Here is a 16389-nt window from a genome sequence, read left to right as displayed (position 1 = left end):
GCTCCTCGTGCTGGACAGGCCGGGCCGGACGCGCCCAGTATTGTATAGACAATCGACGCCTGCACCGCCGCGCGCGGTGCTCCCGGAGCCCGCATGAGCGACACCCTCACCCTCGTCCCCGGCCAGGTGCGCCTGGCGCAGTGGCGCGCCGTCCACGCCGGCGCCGGCGCCCGTCTGGATCCCGCGGCCTATGCCGCGGTGGAGGCCAGCGCGGCCACTGTGCAGGCGATCGTGGCGCGCGGCGAGCCGGTCTACGGGATCAATACCGGCTTCGGCAAGCTCGCCAGCGTGCGCATCGCCGCCGGGGATCTCGCCGCGCTCCAGCGCAACATCGTGCTCTCGCACGCCGCCGGCGTCGGCGAGCCGACGCCCGCGCCGGTGGTGCGGCTGATGCTCGCGCTCAAGCTCACCAGCCTCGCCCAGGGCGCCTCGGGCGTGGCAACAGAGACGCTGCGCCTGCTCGAGGCCCTGCTCGCCCACGACGTGCTGCCGCTGGTCCCGGCGCAGGGCTCGGTCGGCGCCTCGGGCGACCTCGCGCCGCTGGCGCACCTGGCCTGCACCCTGATCGGCGCCGGCGAGGCCTTCCACCGCGGCGAGCGCCTGCCCGCGGGCGAGGCGCTGGCGCGCGCCGGGCTGGCACCGCTCACGCTCGGGCCCAAGGAGGGCCTGGCCCTGCTCAACGGTACCCAGTTCTCCACCGCCTGCGCGCTGGCCGGGCTGTTCGCGATCGAGGACGTGTTCCAGGCCGCGCTGGTCACCGGCGCGCTGTCGACCGAAGCCGCCAAGGGCTCCGACACGCCGTTCGACCCGCGCATCCATGCCCTGCGCCGGCAGCCCGGGCAGATCGAGGTGGCCGCCGCGCTGCGCGCACTGATGACCGGCTCGGCGATCCGCGAATCGCACCGCACCGACGACGTGCGCGTGCAGGATCCCTACTGCCTGCGCTGCCAGCCGCAGGTCATGGGCGCGGCGCTCGACGTCATCCGCCAGGCCGCCACTACGCTTGCGACCGAGGCCAACGGCGTCTCCGACAACCCGCTGGTATTCACCGACAGCGGCGAGGCCCTGTCCGGCGGCAACTTCCACGCCGAGCCGGTGGCCTTCGCCGCCGACATGCTGGCGCTCGCCGTCTGCGAGATCGGCTCGATCTCGGAGCGGCGCACGGCGATGCTGGTCGACCCGGCGATGTCCGCCCTGCCCGCCTTCCTGACCCCGGACCCGGGCCTCAACTCGGGCTTCATGATCCCGCAGGTCACCGCCGCCGCGCTGGTCTCGGAAAACAAGCAGCGCGCGCATCCGGCGAGCGTCGATTCGATCCCGACCTCGGCCAACCAGGAGGACCACGTGTCCATGGCCGCGCACGGCGCGCGCCGGCTGCTGGCGATGGCCGAGAACGCGGCCAACGTGGTCGCGATCGAGCTGCTCGCCGCGGTCCAGGGCTGCGACTTCCACGCGCCGCTGCGCTCCAGCGAGGCGCTGGAAGCGGTGCGCCACCGCCTGCGCGAGGCGGTGCCGCGCCTCGACGACGACCGCTTCTTCCACCCCGACATGGCGCAGGCCGCGGCGCTGGTGCGTGCCGGCGCACTGCCGCGCGCGGCCGGCATCGGCCTGCCCGCCGTCGATCCCGAACTCGCCTGAAGCCGGAGGCCGCATGACCCGCACCGATCCGTCCCGCCGCATCCGCGCCCCGCGCGGCAGCGCCCTCACCGCAAGGAGCTGGCTGACCGAGGCGCCGCTGCGCATGCTGATGAACAACCTCGACCCCGAGGTCGCCGAGCGGCCCGAGGACCTGGTCGTCTACGGCGGCATCGGCCGCGCCGCGCGAGACTGGGAGAGCTTCGACCGCATCGTCGCCACGCTCGCGCGCATGGACGACGACCAGACCCTGCTGGTGCAGTCGGGCAAGCCGGTGGGCGTGTTCCGCACCCACGTCGACGCCCCGCGCGTGCTGATCGCCAACTCCAACCTGGTGCCGGCCTGGGCCAACTGGGAGCACTTCCACGCGCTCGACCGCCAGGGCCTGATGATGTACGGGCAGATGACCGCGGGCTCGTGGATCTACATCGGCTCGCAGGGCATCGTGCAGGGCACCTACGAAACCTTCGTCGAGATGGGCCGCCAGCACTACGGCGGCGACCTCGGCGGGCGCTGGATCCTCACCGCCGGCCTCGGCGGCATGGGCGGCGCACAGCCGCTTGCCGCGGTCATGGCCGGCGCATCCATGCTCGCCATCGAATGCCAGCAGAGCCGCATCGACATGCGCCTGAAGACGCGCTACGTCGACGAGCAGGCGAGCGACCTCGACGACGCGCTGGCGCGCATCGCGCGCTGCACGCAGGCCGGCGAGGCGAGGTCGATCGCCCTGCTCGGCAACGCCGCCGAGATCCTGCCCGAGCTGGTGCGCCGCGGGGTGCGCCCGGACGCGCTCACCGACCAGACCTCGGCCCACGATCCGGTGCACGGCTACCTGCCCGCCGGCTGGAGCGTGGAACGGTGGCAGCGCGAACAGGCGGCCGACCCGGATGCCGTACGCGACGCGGCGAAGGCGTCCATGCGCGTGCACGTCGAGGCGATGCTGGCGATGCATGCGCAAGGCGTGCCGACGGTCGACTACGGCAACAACATCCGGCAGATGGCCCACGACGCCGGCTGCGCCGACGCCTTCGCCTTCCCCGGCTTCGTGCCGGCCTACGTGCGCCCGCTGTTCTGCCGCGGCGTGGGCCCGTTCCGCTGGGTGGCGCTGTCGGGCGACCCGGAGGACATCGCGAAGACCGATGCCAAGGTCAAGGAACTGATCCCCGACGATCCGCACCTGCACCGCTGGCTGGACATGGCCGCCGAGCGCATCGCCTTCCAGGGCCTGCCGGCGCGGATCTGCTGGGTCGGCCTGGGCCTGCGCGACCGGCTCGGCCTCGCCTTCAACGAGATGGTGCGCAAGGGCGAGCTCAAGGCGCCGGTGGTGATCGGCCGCGACCATCTCGATTCCGGCTCGGTCGCCTCGCCCAACCGCGAGACGGAGGCGATGCGCGACGGCTCCGACGCGGTCTCCGACTGGCCGCTGCTCAACGCCATGCTCAACGTCGCCGGCGGCGCGACCTGGGTTTCGCTGCACCACGGTGGCGGCGTCGGCATGGGCTACTCGCAGCATTCCGGCGTGGTCGTCGTCTGCGACGGCAGCGAGGCCGCCGACCGCCGCATCGCCCGCGTCCTGTGGAACGACCCCGCCACCGGCGTCATGCGCCACGCCGATGCCGGCTACGACATCGCCATCGACTGCGCCCGCGAAAGGGGCCTCGACCTGCCGATGCTCTGACCGCCACGCCCCGCCGTAGGAGCGGCTTCAGCCGCGACGGGATGCGGGTTAGGCGTTGGGGGGCTTCGGGCCTGGGGCTCGGAGATCGGGTTAGACTCGAGGCTCGGGCTTGCGTCCCGGGCCTTGAACTCTGGGCCTTCGGAGCCTCAACCTTGACTGGGCTCGGGGATCTGAGCCCGGGGCGGGTTAGCGCGCTGTCCACTTCTGTGGGAGGGGCTTCAGCCCCCGACAGCTCCGCCTGCCGCGCAGTCGGGGCTAAAGCCCCTCCCACAAGAGAGCGCGTCGGAACAAGGTCCTCGCACATCGACGTGTCGCGGCTGAAGCCGCTCCTACGGTTTGAGCTCCGATCAGCTGTCCTGCAGCGACGGACGGCTGAGGCTTGGAGCCGGGAACTTCGAATCCTCGCCCTTGGCTCGGGCTCGGACGTCCGGGCCTCGTGCGAATCCGCGCGCTGTCCACTTCTGTGGGAGGGGCTTCAGCCCCGACAGCTCAGCCTGCCGCGCGGTCGGGGCTGAAGCCCCTCCCACAGAGGAGCGCCTCGCGACAGCGGCCCTTGCATTCGGCGCTGGCCCCGGCCATCGCCCCTCGCTCGTCGCCCCACGCCCTTCGCCCTTCGCCCTTCGCGATGCAGCCCGGCGCCGAAGGGTTGCAATGACCGATGGCAGTTCGGCGCACGCGCAGGCGCCGCTACGGTGCCGCAGCCGGATCGACCGGCCCACCCGGACCACGCCGATGTCCACCGTCCGCCTGCTGGCGTTCCTGACCGTCCTGCCCCTGGCCCCGGCGCTGGCCATCGAGGTCGATGGGCGCATCGATCCCGACGAATGGTCCGGCGCGCGGCACGTCACCGACTTCCGCAAGACCCAGCCGCTCAACGGCGAGCCGGGTTCGCTGCCGACGGAAGCCTGGATCCTCGCTACGCCGGACGGGCTGGCGATCGCCTTCCGCAACGTGCAGCCGGCCAGCGTTCCGCGGACCCGCCAGCGCGTGCAGCGCGACTTCGACGAGCAGGTCGACCGGGTGAACCTGATGGTCGACTTCGACGGCGACGGGCGCACCGCCTACAACTTCACGGTGAGCTCCACCGACGACATCTACGACGCGATCATCAGCAACGAGTCGAGCTTCAACGACGACTGGGACGGCGACTGGCGGCATGCGGTCGCCGAGGACGCCGACGGCTGGTCGGTCGAGATGCTGGTGCCCTGGCACATCGCGCCCATGCGCGGCGCCGAGGGCGAACTGCGCACGCTCGGCCTGTACCTGGACCGCGTCGTCGGCGCCACCGGCGAGCGCATGGCCTGGCCGCTGGCGAGCTACGAGCGCCCGCGCTTCGTCTCCGAGTTCGCGCCGGTCGAGCTGCGCAAGTACAGCCAGTCGCTGCTGGCGATCACGCCCTACGCCTCGGCGCTGTACGACAAGGTCGACGGCAGCGGCGAGACCAAGTTCGGCGGCGACGTGTTCTGGAAGCCCAACGGCCAGTTCCAGCTCACCGCCACGGTCAATCCGGACTTCGGGCAGGTCGAGAGCGACGACCTGGTGGTGAACTTCGATGCCACCGAGATCTTCTTCAGCGACAAGCGCCCGTTCTTCACCGAGAACCAGGGCCTGTTCGAATTCACCACGCCCTCCGACTACAGTCAGCTCCTCTACACGCGCCGCATCGGCGGCCCGGCCGACGACGGCAGCGGCGCGGCCGACATCGATGCCGCGCTCAAGCTCAACGGCAGCTTCGGGGCGACCAAGTACGGCGTGTTCAGTGCCGAGGAGGCCGGCGAAGCCGGTCGCAGCTTCCAGGCGCTGCGCCTGGTGCGCGACTTTCCGACGCAGAACCTGGGCCTGATGGCGACGCACGTCGACCGCCCGTTCCTGGACCGCGAGGCGACGGTCGTCGGCATCGACCACGACTGGCGCCCGACGCCGCGCTGGAACGTGCGCACGCGCCTCATCGGCAGCGACATCCGCGACGACGGCGCCACCGCCCGCGACACCGGCGCCACCGTCTGGGCCGACTACGAGATGGACCGCGGCTGGCGCCAGCAGTGGATCGCCATGCACTTCGGCGACGAGCTCGAACTCAACGACGCCGGCTACCTGGCGCGCAACAGCACCAACTACGCGCACTGGCAGGTGCAGCGCCGCTTCACCGAGCTGCCCGCCGACTCGCGCTACGCCGCCAAGGACTGGCGCTGGCGCGTCTCCGGCAACTACAACGACCACGGCGAACGCCTCAACCACCAGTTCCGCATCAGCCGCGACAGCCAGCTCCGCAACGGCAGCAGCGAGTACGCGCAGATCAACGTCAACAGCGCGCGCGTCGACGACCTGCTCACCCGCGGCAACGGTCCGGTGCGGCTGCCGCCGAGCTTCGGCGCGTATGTCGAGTACAGCCGGCCGCGCAAGGGCGACTGGGCGCACGAGCTGGAGGCCGAACTCTACGGCGGCGGCCTCGCCGGCAACGACCGTCTCGGCTACAGCCTGGCCTATACGCCGCTGTACTTCGTCAGCGACGCGCTCAACGTCTACCTCGGCGGCTATCTGGAGCACACGCCGTCGTGGCTGGTCTGGCAGCGCGACACCCTGATCGGCGAGTACGACGCGCGCGAGGCGCATATCGATGCCGGATTCACCTGGCTCCTCGGCCGGCGCCAGGAGCTGCGGCTCAAGCTGCAGGCGATCGCGCTGGAGGGCGAGCTGCGCCAGGCTTATCGCATCGCGCCCGACGGCGAGGCGCTGGCGAGCGCCGAGACGGTGGACGATCTCAGCGTGCGCACCCTCGGCGTCCAGCTCCGCTACCGCTACGAGCTCGCGCCGCTGTCGTTCCTGTACGTGGTCTACGGCCGCGGCGGCTATGCCGAGGACCCCTACGCCGACCAGGGCACCGGCGCCCTGCTGGGCGACGCCTTCGACCTGCGCGACGACGAGCAGCTCCTGGTCAAGCTGAGCTACCGCTTCGAGATCTAGTGCAGCGCGGCCGGGTCCAGCCGCGCGAGCTTGTCCGGATTGCGCATGACGAAGATGTCACCGAGCCGGCCGTCGGCGTCGTAGCCGAACGACACCGCCGCGGTGATGCCGCCGCCATCCCGGACCAGGAGGCCACGACCGCCGTTGAGGGCCACCTCCTCGATCGCCGCCCCCGCCCACCACACGTGCAGGCCCGCCTCGACGAAGCGCAGCACCTCGGCAGGCCCGCGCATGATCCTGCGCGTGGCCGAGACCTTGCCGCCGCCGTCCGCGGACAGGCGCACGTCCGCGGCGAGCAGCCGCGCCAGGCGGGACGTGGAGCCGGTCGCGACGGCCTCGCCGAAGGCGTCGAGCAGGCGCCGCTGCCGGTCCGGCGGGGTCACCTGGCGCACCTTCCCGCGCTCGATGTGGCCCCGCGCGCGCGCCACCAGCTGGCGGCAGGCCGGCTCCTGCAGGCCGAGCGTGCGGGCGACGTCCGGATACGGCATGTCGAAGATCTCGTACAGCAGGTAGGCCGCCCGCTCCTTCGGGGTCAGGCGCTGCAACGCGAGCAGGAAGGCGGTGGTCAGGGACGCGGCCATGGCGACATCCTCGCCTGCGTCCGCCGCGGTCTGCACCGGCTCCGGCAGCCACGGCCCCACGTAGTCCACCCGCGCGCGGTCGCCCGCACGCAACATGTCCAGGCAATGCCGGGTGCAGACGGTGGTGAGCCAGGCGGCGGGATTGGCGACCGCCTCGCGCTCGTCCGCCTGCCATTTCAGGAACGTGTCCTGCACCGCATCCTCGGCATCCGCATGCGAGCCCAGGATGCGATAGGCCAGCCCCAGCAGCCGCGGCCGGACGGCCTCGAAAGCCTGGAGCTGGCCGGGCCGGCGCTCGTCGGTGCCTGATACCTGCTTCATCGCCTCCTCCGCGCCGGTCGCCTTCCCAGACGACGTCCCGGACATGTACTTCGTGACAGCCGCCGGCGCGAGGTGTCCCGGCGGCCGGCCCAGCATCCGTGCGGGCTGAGCCGCGCGCTCGTGGTTTCGTGCGCGATCCGTCCGCAGCGTCAGGGTCCCATCGTGCTGCGGATCCACCGGGCGCACAGGATCGAAAGCCGGACAGTCCATCGGAAGCTGCGGCGCCGATGCTCCCACGCGGGGAGCCGGTCAATGCGAGAACAGCACCGGGATCGGCGCCTGCAGGTACAGCGTCCGGGTTGCGCCGCCGAAGACGAGCTCGGCGAGACGCGAGCGGCCATGGCCGCCAGCGACGATCAGGTCGGCGCCGATGCGCAGCGCATGCTCGAGGATCGCCTCGCCGGCCTCCCGGTCGCCCCGGGGCTCCACCAGGTGCCGCGCGGCCACGCCGTGCCGTGCGAGCAGCGGCAGCACGGACGCCGCCTCGACATCCGCGAAACGGGCGGTGCCGGCCGCGCCCTCCGCGAGGGTGAGCACGTGGACCGCCCGCGCCACCGCCAGCAGCGGCAGAGCGTCGTGCAGCGCACGCGTCGCCTCGCGTGTCGGCGTCCAGGCCAGCACGACCGTCCCATAGCGGCGGTCGGTCCTTGCGGTGGAGGGAATCACGAGCACCGGTCGGCCGGACTCCAGCAGGATCATGCCGAACGCCGCGCTCTCGCCCGCGGTCGGCTGCAGCGGGCGACCCATGACCACGAGGTCGGCCACCTGTGCATGTTCGACCGCCTGCCGTGCCGGCGAGGCCCAGCGGGCGTCGCCGACCACGACCTTGCAGGGCGGCCGATGTCCCTCCAGCAGGCGGCGCACGTCCTCGGCCAGCGCCTCGGCGCCGGCGCGGGCCGCCAGGTCGGATGCCTCGTCGGGTCCGGCCGGCATGAACTCCCAGCCGAAGGCCCGGGCCCGGCCGACATCCATTCCTACCAGCACGCGCAGCTCCGCCCCGAGCTGGGCGGTAAGCGCGCATGCGGCCTGCAGGGGCGCGGCCTCGGCCTCGCCCCGCAGCAACGGCACCAGGATCGATCTGTACATGGCCACTCCTCCGTCCCCGCCTCCGGCGTGCGTCGGCCTGCGGGCTCAGTGCGAGAACAGCACCGGGATGTGCGCGCCGAACAGCAGCTCGCGGGTCATCCCGCCCATCGCCCATTCGCGCAGCTTCGAGTGACCGTAGCCGCCGACCACCAGCAGGTCGGCATGGACCCTGCGGACGTGGTCGAGCAGGACGGCGCTGGCGTCGCGATGCCCGGCGGCGTAGCTCACCACGTCCACCTTCAGCCCATGGCGCGCGAGGTGGGTGGCGATCTCCGCCCCCGGCTCGTCGCCCTCGCCACCGGCGCCGTCCATGGGGTCGACCATCACCACGTCGACCTGCGCCGCGGTGCGCAGCAGCGGCAGGGCGTCGTGCAGGGCGCGCGTCGCGTCCGGCGTCGGGCGCCAGCCGACCACCGCGCGCCGCGACGGCACCGGCACCTTGCAGCGCGACGGCACCACCAGCACCGGGCGTCCCGACTCGAGCAGCAGTGCGCCGAAGTAGGCGCGCGTGGTCTCCGCCTCGGCCGTGTCGCCATGGGCACCGGCCAGCACGCTGAGGTCGCCGTACTGCGCGCACTGCGCGGCCATGCCCAGCGGGCCCTGCAGCGGCGCCTCGACCAGCCGCACCTCGTGCGAAACCGTGGAGGTGCGCAGCCGTTCGCGCAGCGCCTCGGCGTTGCGCCGGCCCTGCTCGCGGAGCTTTTCGTAGATGTTGCCGAGCGAGATCTCGGACACGAAACCCCAGGGCCCGACCGTCGGCAGCGGCAGGTTGAGCATCTCCAGCACCGTCAGGTGGGCCTGGTGGTGGGTGGCGAGATCGAGCGCGACGTCCAGCGCATCGCTGTCCGCCGCGGTCGACGTCATCGGAACGACGATGTCCCTGATCATCTCCAGCCTCCAACGCGGTTGCGGTGGAGGCATTGGACCGGGTCCCCGCGCTGGCGGCATTGATCCTGATCAACAGGGCGACGGCGACGGACGACACCCGGCGCCAGTCAGTCCAGGTCGTGGATGCTCCCGATCTTCCGGGTCCTGGCGTTCAGGACCCTGCCGTCGCCCAGCCAGGCCCAGACGTCGCCGGCGGGCGTCTTCCAGACCAGGTCGAGCTTCCTGTCGCCGCTGAGGTCGCCGGTGGTGAGCAGGGAGGCACCCGGCAGCGTGGCGACGCTCGCATTGCGCCTGGTGACCTTCATTCCGCTCACGGTCCAGAACGCGGCACGGTTGCGCGACGCGTTCACGACGAGGATGTCGTCCTTGCCGTCGCCCGTCACATCGCCCGCTCCGGCGACGGTGTAGCCGCTGGCCGGCTTCTCGCCCAGCTCGCCGTTCCTCGCGGAGAGCGTCCTGCCGTCGCCGAGCCAGATGCGGAGCGTCGTGTTCGGCCGCTGCCACAGCACATCGAGCTTGCCGTCGCCATTGAAGTCGCCGTGCGCGACCAGGGTATAGGCCGCGTTGTAGGCCACGCTGGCGTTCTTCCTGCGGATGCGGGTCCCGTCCATCAGCCAGGTCATGTAGCGCTTGCGCAGCGGATTGACGAACAGGATGTCGTCCTTGCCGTCGCCATCGACATCGCCGACGCCGCCGACATGCCATCCTTCCCAGCTTCCGGCCTTGCCGAGACCGGCGTAGCCGATACCGGCGATGCCGCCGCGGGTCCTGCCCGCGAACAGCTCGCCGCTGGCGGACTGCCAGAGAAGATCGACGCGTCCGTCGCCGTCCAGGTCGCCGGAGCCGACGAGACGCCAGCTCCCGTTCACGCTTTCGCCCGCAAGGCGCGCACGCCGGTCGGTTCCCACCATCAACCAGGCGTGGAGCGTGGCCGCGTCGTTGTCTGCGAAGACCAGGTCGTCCTTGTTCTGCTCGTTGACCCGTCCGGAAACGGTCTGCAGGCCGCCGATGGCAACTTTCGTTGAACGGAACGCGGCGGCGATCGGGATCGTCCGTGCCAGAGCCCTCGCGGCGTCGGCGGTGGCCGCGTTCCCGCAGGGCAGGTTCATCGCGCCGCACTTCAGCAGCGGGTTGGTGAACATGAGCACCGAATCGGTGCCTTCCAGTCCGTAATTCATGACGTCGTGGAAGTTCCCGGCCACCGATTCGTAGCCATTGGCGTACGGGTAGATGCCCCCTTCGTCCGCGTTGTGGTTGAGGCCCAGGTTGTGCCCGATCTCATGGGCCAGGGTGTCGTCGCTGCAGCCGGTTCCCCAACCGTTCGAGTCCCAGACCCAGCCGTCCGCGACGGTGGAATACGCACCGCCACTCAGTTCGCCATTGGTGGTCCGCCAGTTGCCCAGGCCGCAGATCCCGCTGTTGGCCGTGAACTTCACCACGAGGCTCACGAGATCGCCGCCGTAGGTCTCGCGTGCATCGCGGATCGGCCGCAGGCTGGAATGCGTGCCGCTGGTCAGGTCGTCGAACGACCTGTCGACGGCATGGTCGTCGGCGTAGTTCACCTGGATGGCCTTGACCAGGCGGATGCGGCCATCGACGCCGGTGTTCTCCAGGACCTGGTTGGCCATCTCGACCAGGAAGCTGAGACGCGTAGCGCCGGCAGCGCTGCCGCCCAGGCCGTCGGCGAGCGATTTGCTGTAGCCGGCGACGAGGTCGAGGGTCTTGGCCTCGGCGGCCGTCGCCGCAACCGTCGCTGCGGCGACGGCCTGCTCCGCCGTACGGAGCGCCAGGGCATCTGCGGCCTGTGCGGCGAAGCCCGAGGCCTCGACTGCGTCGTCGCCCCAGGCAGGGGTGTCGAAGCGCGCGCTGTCGATCACCGCCACGTAGGTCGCACCCGCTCGCGTGGTCAGCTTCAGCGTCGATCCGTCGGGGCGTGGTATCGAGCCGAACACGGCGGTCGGACCGAAGGTGAAGACGGCCTTGCGGCGCGGATCCATGCTTTCGACGTGTCCGATCCAGCTCCAGTTGCCGTCGGCGCTTTCGCTGCGGCGGTCGTAGCGGATGGCCAGTTGCTGACCATCCGGAGTGATGAAGTGCAGGATTCCCCCTACCGTCGCTGCGATGGCGTGGGCCTCGCTGACGGCGACGGGATGTAGCGTGACGGGGCCTTCCTCGCGGGTGGGGCCTGCATATCGCACCAGATCACCTCGATCCGGGCCCGTCGCGATGCCGGTGCCTGCGGCATCCAGGCGCGACGGCGCCACGGGCATGAGCGATGCCGACGTGCTCCGTCCCTGCACCCGCTCCACCGTCCCGGAAGGCTGCGATGCCGGGCCCGCAGCCGTGGGTTCGGGACCAGAGGCGGATCCCCCGTGCGCGAACCAAGCGGCACCTGCCATGCCCGCAACTGCGAGCGCGACGACCTTCTTCATTGTTCTGAGTCCCTGGAGGGTTGAGCCGGGCCGATCCGGCGGCGCCGCCGACCGCGTCGCAGCGGCAGCAGTGCCCGGGGTATCGGTCCGACGGCAGGAACCTTGAGCTGCCGGCGGCGCGCGATTGTGCCAGCGCCGAGGGCCTGCTGGGCAATCCTGCCGCCCGGGTGTCCGCAGGTAACGGGGGCTCAACCCGGGGAGGCGAGCGCGTAGGGCTCGGCACCCATCGGCTCGAGGTCTCCTGGCCGGCGGCGGGCGCCGAGGACCATCTCGGAGGTCCAGTGGGTCAGCAGCGTGCTGTAGGCGCGACGGTGCGTCACGTTGCTGAGGGCGTGGTCTGCGCCCTCGATCACGCGGTAGGTCATCGAGCGCGCGCGGCGAAAGGCGCCGATGTAGCTGACGATGTTCGGGTGCGGGACGAGGCGGTCGTGCTCGGACTCCACGATCAGCACGTCGCCCTCGAACTGGGTGCAGGCGCCCAACGCGCGGTTGTCCTCCGGCGGCACGACCTGGCTGCGGTAGAGGTCGAGGTCGGCGCGGTCGAGGCTGCCCTTCGGCGTCTCCCAGTGCTCGTCGCGATAAAGCGCCGGCACGCGCAGCGCCAGCCAGCGCACGGGACGCAGCGCGGTGAGGATGGACGCGAGATATCCGCCGTAGCTCGAGCCCACGACCGCGATCGCCGACCTGTCCACCTCGGGATGGCAGGCCAGCCGGTCGTAGGCGGCGAGCACGTCGTTGAGGTTGTGCTCGCGCGTGGTGTCCGCGCGCAGGCCCTCGAGGTCGCCGTGCCCGCGCATGTCGAAGGTCAGGCAGATGCAGCCCAGCGCGGCGATCTCCTTGGCGCGGATCAGGTCGCGCTTCTGGCTGCCGTTCCAGCCGTGCACGAAGAGCAGGCCGGGCATCCGCGTCGAGGGCGCGGCGATGGTGGCCGCCAGGTGCTGGTCGTCGACGTGGATCGCGGTGGGACTGCTACGCATCTCGAACCTCCTCGCAGAGCGTGTACTTGCGGATCCGTCCGGCCCTGGGATCCTCCATGTCGAGCAGCAGGTCGGCGCCGGCCGGAGGCGTCTCGTGCTCGCCGTAGATCTCGATGCACTCGCTGCGCACCGCCGCGAGCGCCGGGTCGGCAGCGAAGGCCTCGAGCGCGACCAGTTCGGCCGGGGTGGCCCCGCCCAGTCGCCACGACTGTTCCAGCACCCCGGAGCGCCAGCGGCCACGGCCGTCGCGACCCTGCGCGACATCGTAGTTGCTGCGCGACAGGAGCAGTCCCGGGTAGGCGGCGAGCGCTGCGTCCTCGTAGGTCCGCGCCTGGCGGATGGCGGTGCGTTCGGCCGTCTCGAGGTCGCGCTCCAGCAGGCGATCGAAGCCGCCGCGCACCACCGTCAGGCGCGTGCCGCCGTAGACCTCCTGGCCGAAGTTGTTGGTGGTCAGCCGCTGGGTGCCGTGGTAGCTGGCGACGAGCCCGCCGACGCGCACCTGGCCGACGCTGCAGGTCACCACCTCCTCCAGGTTCTCCTCCAGCACCAGCCCGCCACAGGCCAGGCTCGCGGTGGCGAGATGCATGAGCGCGACCTCGACCTGGTCCATGTCCGTGGCGACGACCTGGCCGAGGCCGCCACGGGCATGTACCGGCTTCAGCCGCAGCGGGCCGAGCTCGAACAGCCGCTGCGCCGCGATGCGGGCGTCGTCGGCATCGAACACGGTGTAGCCGCGCAGCACCGCATCCGCGGCGCGGGCGGCGAACAGCCGCGACCATCCGGCCGGTGCCGCGGCCTCCGCCGCCACCAGCGGCTGGGTGATCGCCTTGGTCGCGACGAAGGACACGGGCGCGACGCCGCCGAACAGGTCGTGCGCGTCGCGCACGCCGAGCGAGGCGGCGAAGTCGGTGCCGACCAGGGTGTCGGTCGGCACCAGGTAGACCGGGCCGCTCGCGCGCAGCGCCGGCTGGTGGGCACCAGCGAATTCCAGGCCCTTGAGGCCTGCGATGCGGCGTGCCAGGCGCATGCAGCTCTCGATCTCGTACTCGCACTCGAGCTCGCTGCCCTCCACCTGGTACACCGCCACCACGCCGCCGCGGTCCGCGGTCGACCACGCCTGCCGCGCCGTCTCATGCATGTCCGTGTGTGCTCCTGTCCGGGTCGCGCGGCGCATCCTCCGGGCGCGCCGCCCGACGAGTGCGCTTCCGCACCTTGTCGATCTCCCCTGCGGCCGCGACGCTAGCCATGCCCGGATGACGCCGGTGTCACGCGCGGAAGGCGTCCCGGTACGCGCGCTGCGCCCCCGTCCGCACCCGGCGCGACGGGTGCAGTGCGCCACCACCGCGCACTCGCCCCCACCAGCGGGGCAGCGTCGCCTCGATTCCATGCCGCAGGCGGCTGACGGATGGAGTTGATGCCGTACCGACGTCCCTGAACCCCCGTCACGGGCCGGCCACGCCGCGGCGGGCGTGATCGCGATTCCCCGATGCGGCCGCTGCTGTGCGGTCCACCTGCCAGCGGAGTTCCCATGTTCCCCGTGCCGAACCGCCTCGCGATCGCGCTCGCCCTCGCCGCCGCGCCGTCGCCGATCCTTGCCCAGCAGGACGAGACCACGCGCGTGAGCACCCAGGCGCACGTGGTGATGCCCGCCAAGACGGATGCGACGCCGGCGCGGATCCGGTCGCTGCAGGTCCCGGACGGCTTCCGCATCGCGCCCTTCGCCACCGGGCTCAAGAACGCGCGGATCCTGGCGGTCTCGCCCGAGGGCCGGGTCTACCTGAGCCGGCGCGACGAGGGCGACGTGCTGCTGCTGGAGGACCGCGACGGCGACGGCCGCGCGGACGGCGAGCCGCGCACGGTCGCCCGGCGGCCCGGCGCCCACGGCATCGCCATCCACGACGGCAGGTTCTACCTCGCCACGGTGAAGGAGCTGTTCGTCGCCGAGATCCAGCCGGACGGCGGCCTCGGCGAGCTGCGCATGCTGATCGACGACCTGCCCGACGGCGGTCAGCACGCCAATCGCGTCCTCGCCTTCGGCCCGGACGGGCAGATCTATTACAGCGCCGGCTCGACCTGCAACGCCTGCAACGAGACCAACCCGGAGAACGCGACGCTCCTGCGCATCTCGCCCGACGGCAAGAGCCGCACCATCTTCGCCAGCGGCCTGCGCAACACCATCGGCTACGACTGGAATCCCGAGACCGGCGAGCTGTGGGGCATGGACCAGGGCATCGACTTCCTCGGCGACGACGCGCAGCCGGAGGAACTCAACCGCATCGTCCAGGGCAAGCAGTACGGGTGGCCGCACGTCCACGGCGACGGCCGGATCACGCCATGGACCACGCCAGCCGGCGACATCGCCAAGCAGCAGTGGAGGTCGATGAGCGAGCCCATGGCGATGGGCTACACCGCGCATGCCGCGGCGATGCAGATGGTCTTCTACCCCGGCGGCGACTTCCCCGCGGAATACGAGGGCGATGCCTTCGTCACCATGCGCGGCTCGTGGAACCGGCAGCCGCCGTCGGGTTACGAGCTGGTGCGCCTGCGCTTCGACGACCAGGGCCGCCCGCAGGGGTTCGAGCCCTTCGTCACCGGCTTCGTCGCCGACGACGGCAGCAGCCACTTCGCGCGGCCGGTGGGCCTGGCCGTCGCCGGCGACGGCGCGCTGCTCATGAGCGACGATGCCAACGGCGTGATCTACCGGATCAGCCACGAAGACGGCGACGCCGGCGCCGCCGCGGACCGTGCCGGCCGCGCCCGCGACGACGGCGAGGTGCCGGCCGGGCCGATGCAGGACCAGGCCAGGCGGGGCAGCGGCGTCCCTGTCGCGATCGAGCGCGATGCGCTGGCGACGGAGGGCAGCCTGCGGGTGTCCTCGCCCGACCTCGGCTCCGGCGCGGCGATCCCCACCCGCTTCAGCGAGTATGGCGAAGGCCTTTCGCCGGCACTGCGCTGGTCGCCGGTCGAGGGCGCGGCGTCCTATCTCGTCATCGTCGAGGATCCCGATGCGCGGCCGACCACGCCATTCGTGCACTGGGTCGCCTGGAACATCCCCGGCGACCTCAGCGAACTGCCGCAGGGCCTGCAGGAACAGGCCCGGCTGACGGATCCCGAGGGGGTCCTGCAGGGGCGCACCAGCCGCGGGTCGACCGGATGGTTCGGTCCGCGCCCGCCGGTCGGCGATCCGCCGCACCACTACCACTTCCAGGTCTTCGCGCTGGACACCCGGCTCGATCTCCAGCCCGGTGCCGACCGCGACACCGTGCTTGCCGCCGCCGAAGGCCACGTCATCGCTGCCGGTGAACTGGTGGGCACCTACCAGCAGCAGACCCCACCGACGAAGTGACCCCGCCCGCACCGCATCAGGAGCACGCCATGAGCAAGCAGAACGGAACACCGCCCTCGGTCACCGACGACAGCCACGCGCAGCGGGAGTACCCGCACTCCTCCGGCGACCGCAACACGCAGATGACGAAGAAGCCGCGCAAGGAGACCTTCCAGGGCGGCACCCAGCGCCAGCCGAACATCGACGCCCCGAACCAGGAAAAGAAGAAGTAGAACCGGCCCGCGCCGGCCGGGCAGCACCCGGTCGATGCCGCATCGCAACAGACTCCGGCGCCCACACACGTCAGAAGCCCGGCATCGGGCTGTGTAGTGGCGGCGGAAAAGCACTCTCCGGGTGCGCCGCTACGGGCCGTGCGTCGGCGTGCTCGCCGGACGTCGGCGTCCTCGTCGTTCGTCGCCACGATGCTGCATCGCAGCACATTCCTGTATCGAAGTTGCGTCCCTGTGGAACGTGCCGCGCGTCACATGCGCGGAGGCGGCCG

The 16389-nt window shown here is 71.6% G+C and carries 11 protein-coding genes; 5 read left to right on the top strand and 6 right to left on the bottom strand.

All coding sequences use genetic code 11. From position 1 onward, the window contains the following. The first annotated feature begins 93 nt into the window (after positions 1-93). The 3 genes from hutH (at position 94) to KB893_RS00300 (ending at position 6277) form a co-directional block, all read left to right on the top strand. Positions 94-1638 (top strand): histidine ammonia-lyase, encoded by a 1545-nt coding sequence (hutH, locus tag KB893_RS00310; RefSeq protein ID WP_211926320.1) that lies wholly within the window; start codon positions 94-96, stop codon positions 1636-1638. Positions 1639-1651: 13 nt separating this feature from the next. Next, positions 1652-3313 carry a urocanate hydratase gene (gene hutU / locus KB893_RS00305; protein ID WP_211926319.1) on the top strand — a complete coding sequence of 554 codons (1662 nt, stop codon included), beginning with the start codon at positions 1652-1654 and terminating at the stop codon, positions 3311-3313. Positions 3314-4045: 732 nt separating this feature from the next. Next, positions 4046-6277, top strand: coding sequence for a DUF5916 domain-containing protein (locus KB893_RS00300; RefSeq protein WP_213173290.1), 2232 nt, complete (start codon positions 4046-4048; stop codon positions 6275-6277). On the opposite strand, the gene sigJ is transcribed toward KB893_RS00300, so the two are convergent. From sigJ to KB893_RS00270, 6 genes are all read right to left on the bottom strand, one after another. Continuing rightward, on the bottom strand, positions 6274-7179 hold the full coding sequence (sigJ, locus tag KB893_RS00295; RefSeq protein WP_211927378.1) for an RNA polymerase sigma factor SigJ: 906 nt from the start codon (positions 7177-7179) through the stop codon (positions 6274-6276). The genes KB893_RS00300 and sigJ overlap by 4 nt on opposite strands. 249 nt (positions 7180-7428) lie before the next feature. Further along, positions 7429-8265, bottom strand: coding sequence for a universal stress protein (locus tag KB893_RS00290; protein ID WP_211927377.1), 837 nt, complete (start codon positions 8263-8265; stop codon positions 7429-7431). Positions 8266-8310: 45 nt separating this feature from the next. Continuing rightward, positions 8311-9153, bottom strand: coding sequence for a universal stress protein (locus tag KB893_RS00285; RefSeq protein ID WP_211927376.1), 843 nt, complete (start codon positions 9151-9153; stop codon positions 8311-8313). A 107-nt stretch (positions 9154-9260) separates the two neighbouring features. Next, positions 9261-11585, bottom strand: a complete 2325-nt coding sequence (locus KB893_RS00280) for an FG-GAP-like repeat-containing protein (protein ID WP_213173289.1) — start codon at positions 11583-11585, stop codon at positions 9261-9263. A 188-nt stretch (positions 11586-11773) separates the two neighbouring features. Then, on the bottom strand, positions 11774-12562 hold the full coding sequence (locus KB893_RS00275) for an alpha/beta hydrolase family protein (RefSeq protein ID WP_211927374.1): 789 nt from the start codon (positions 12560-12562) through the stop codon (positions 11774-11776). Further along, entirely contained in the window at positions 12555-13700 is a 1146-nt protein-coding gene (locus tag KB893_RS00270) for a DUF3182 family protein (protein WP_211927373.1), read from the bottom strand. The genes KB893_RS00275 and KB893_RS00270 overlap by 8 nt, the downstream gene beginning before the upstream one ends. A gap of 390 nt (positions 13701-14090) precedes the next feature. Here KB893_RS00270 and KB893_RS00265 point away from each other — a divergent pair, with 390 nt between their 5' ends. Together KB893_RS00265 and KB893_RS00260 are read left to right on the top strand one after the other, a co-directional pair. Beyond that, positions 14091-15908: a YbhB/YbcL family Raf kinase inhibitor-like protein gene (locus KB893_RS00265; protein WP_213173288.1), complete on the top strand. Its 1818-nt coding sequence runs from the start codon at positions 14091-14093 to the stop codon at positions 15906-15908. A 29-nt stretch (positions 15909-15937) separates the two neighbouring features. After that, complete coding sequence (locus KB893_RS00260) at positions 15938-16120, top strand: hypothetical protein (RefSeq protein ID WP_211927945.1); 183 nt, start codon at positions 15938-15940, stop codon at positions 16118-16120. The last annotated feature ends 269 nt before the right edge of the window (positions 16121-16389 follow it).

Source organism: Coralloluteibacterium stylophorae, assembly GCF_018122625.2.
In the GTDB taxonomy this organism is placed as follows: domain Bacteria; phylum Pseudomonadota; class Gammaproteobacteria; order Xanthomonadales; family Xanthomonadaceae; genus Coralloluteibacterium; species Coralloluteibacterium stylophorae.
Note: the sequence above shows the minus strand (reverse complement) of the source record. Positions and strands in the feature narration are given on the sequence as shown.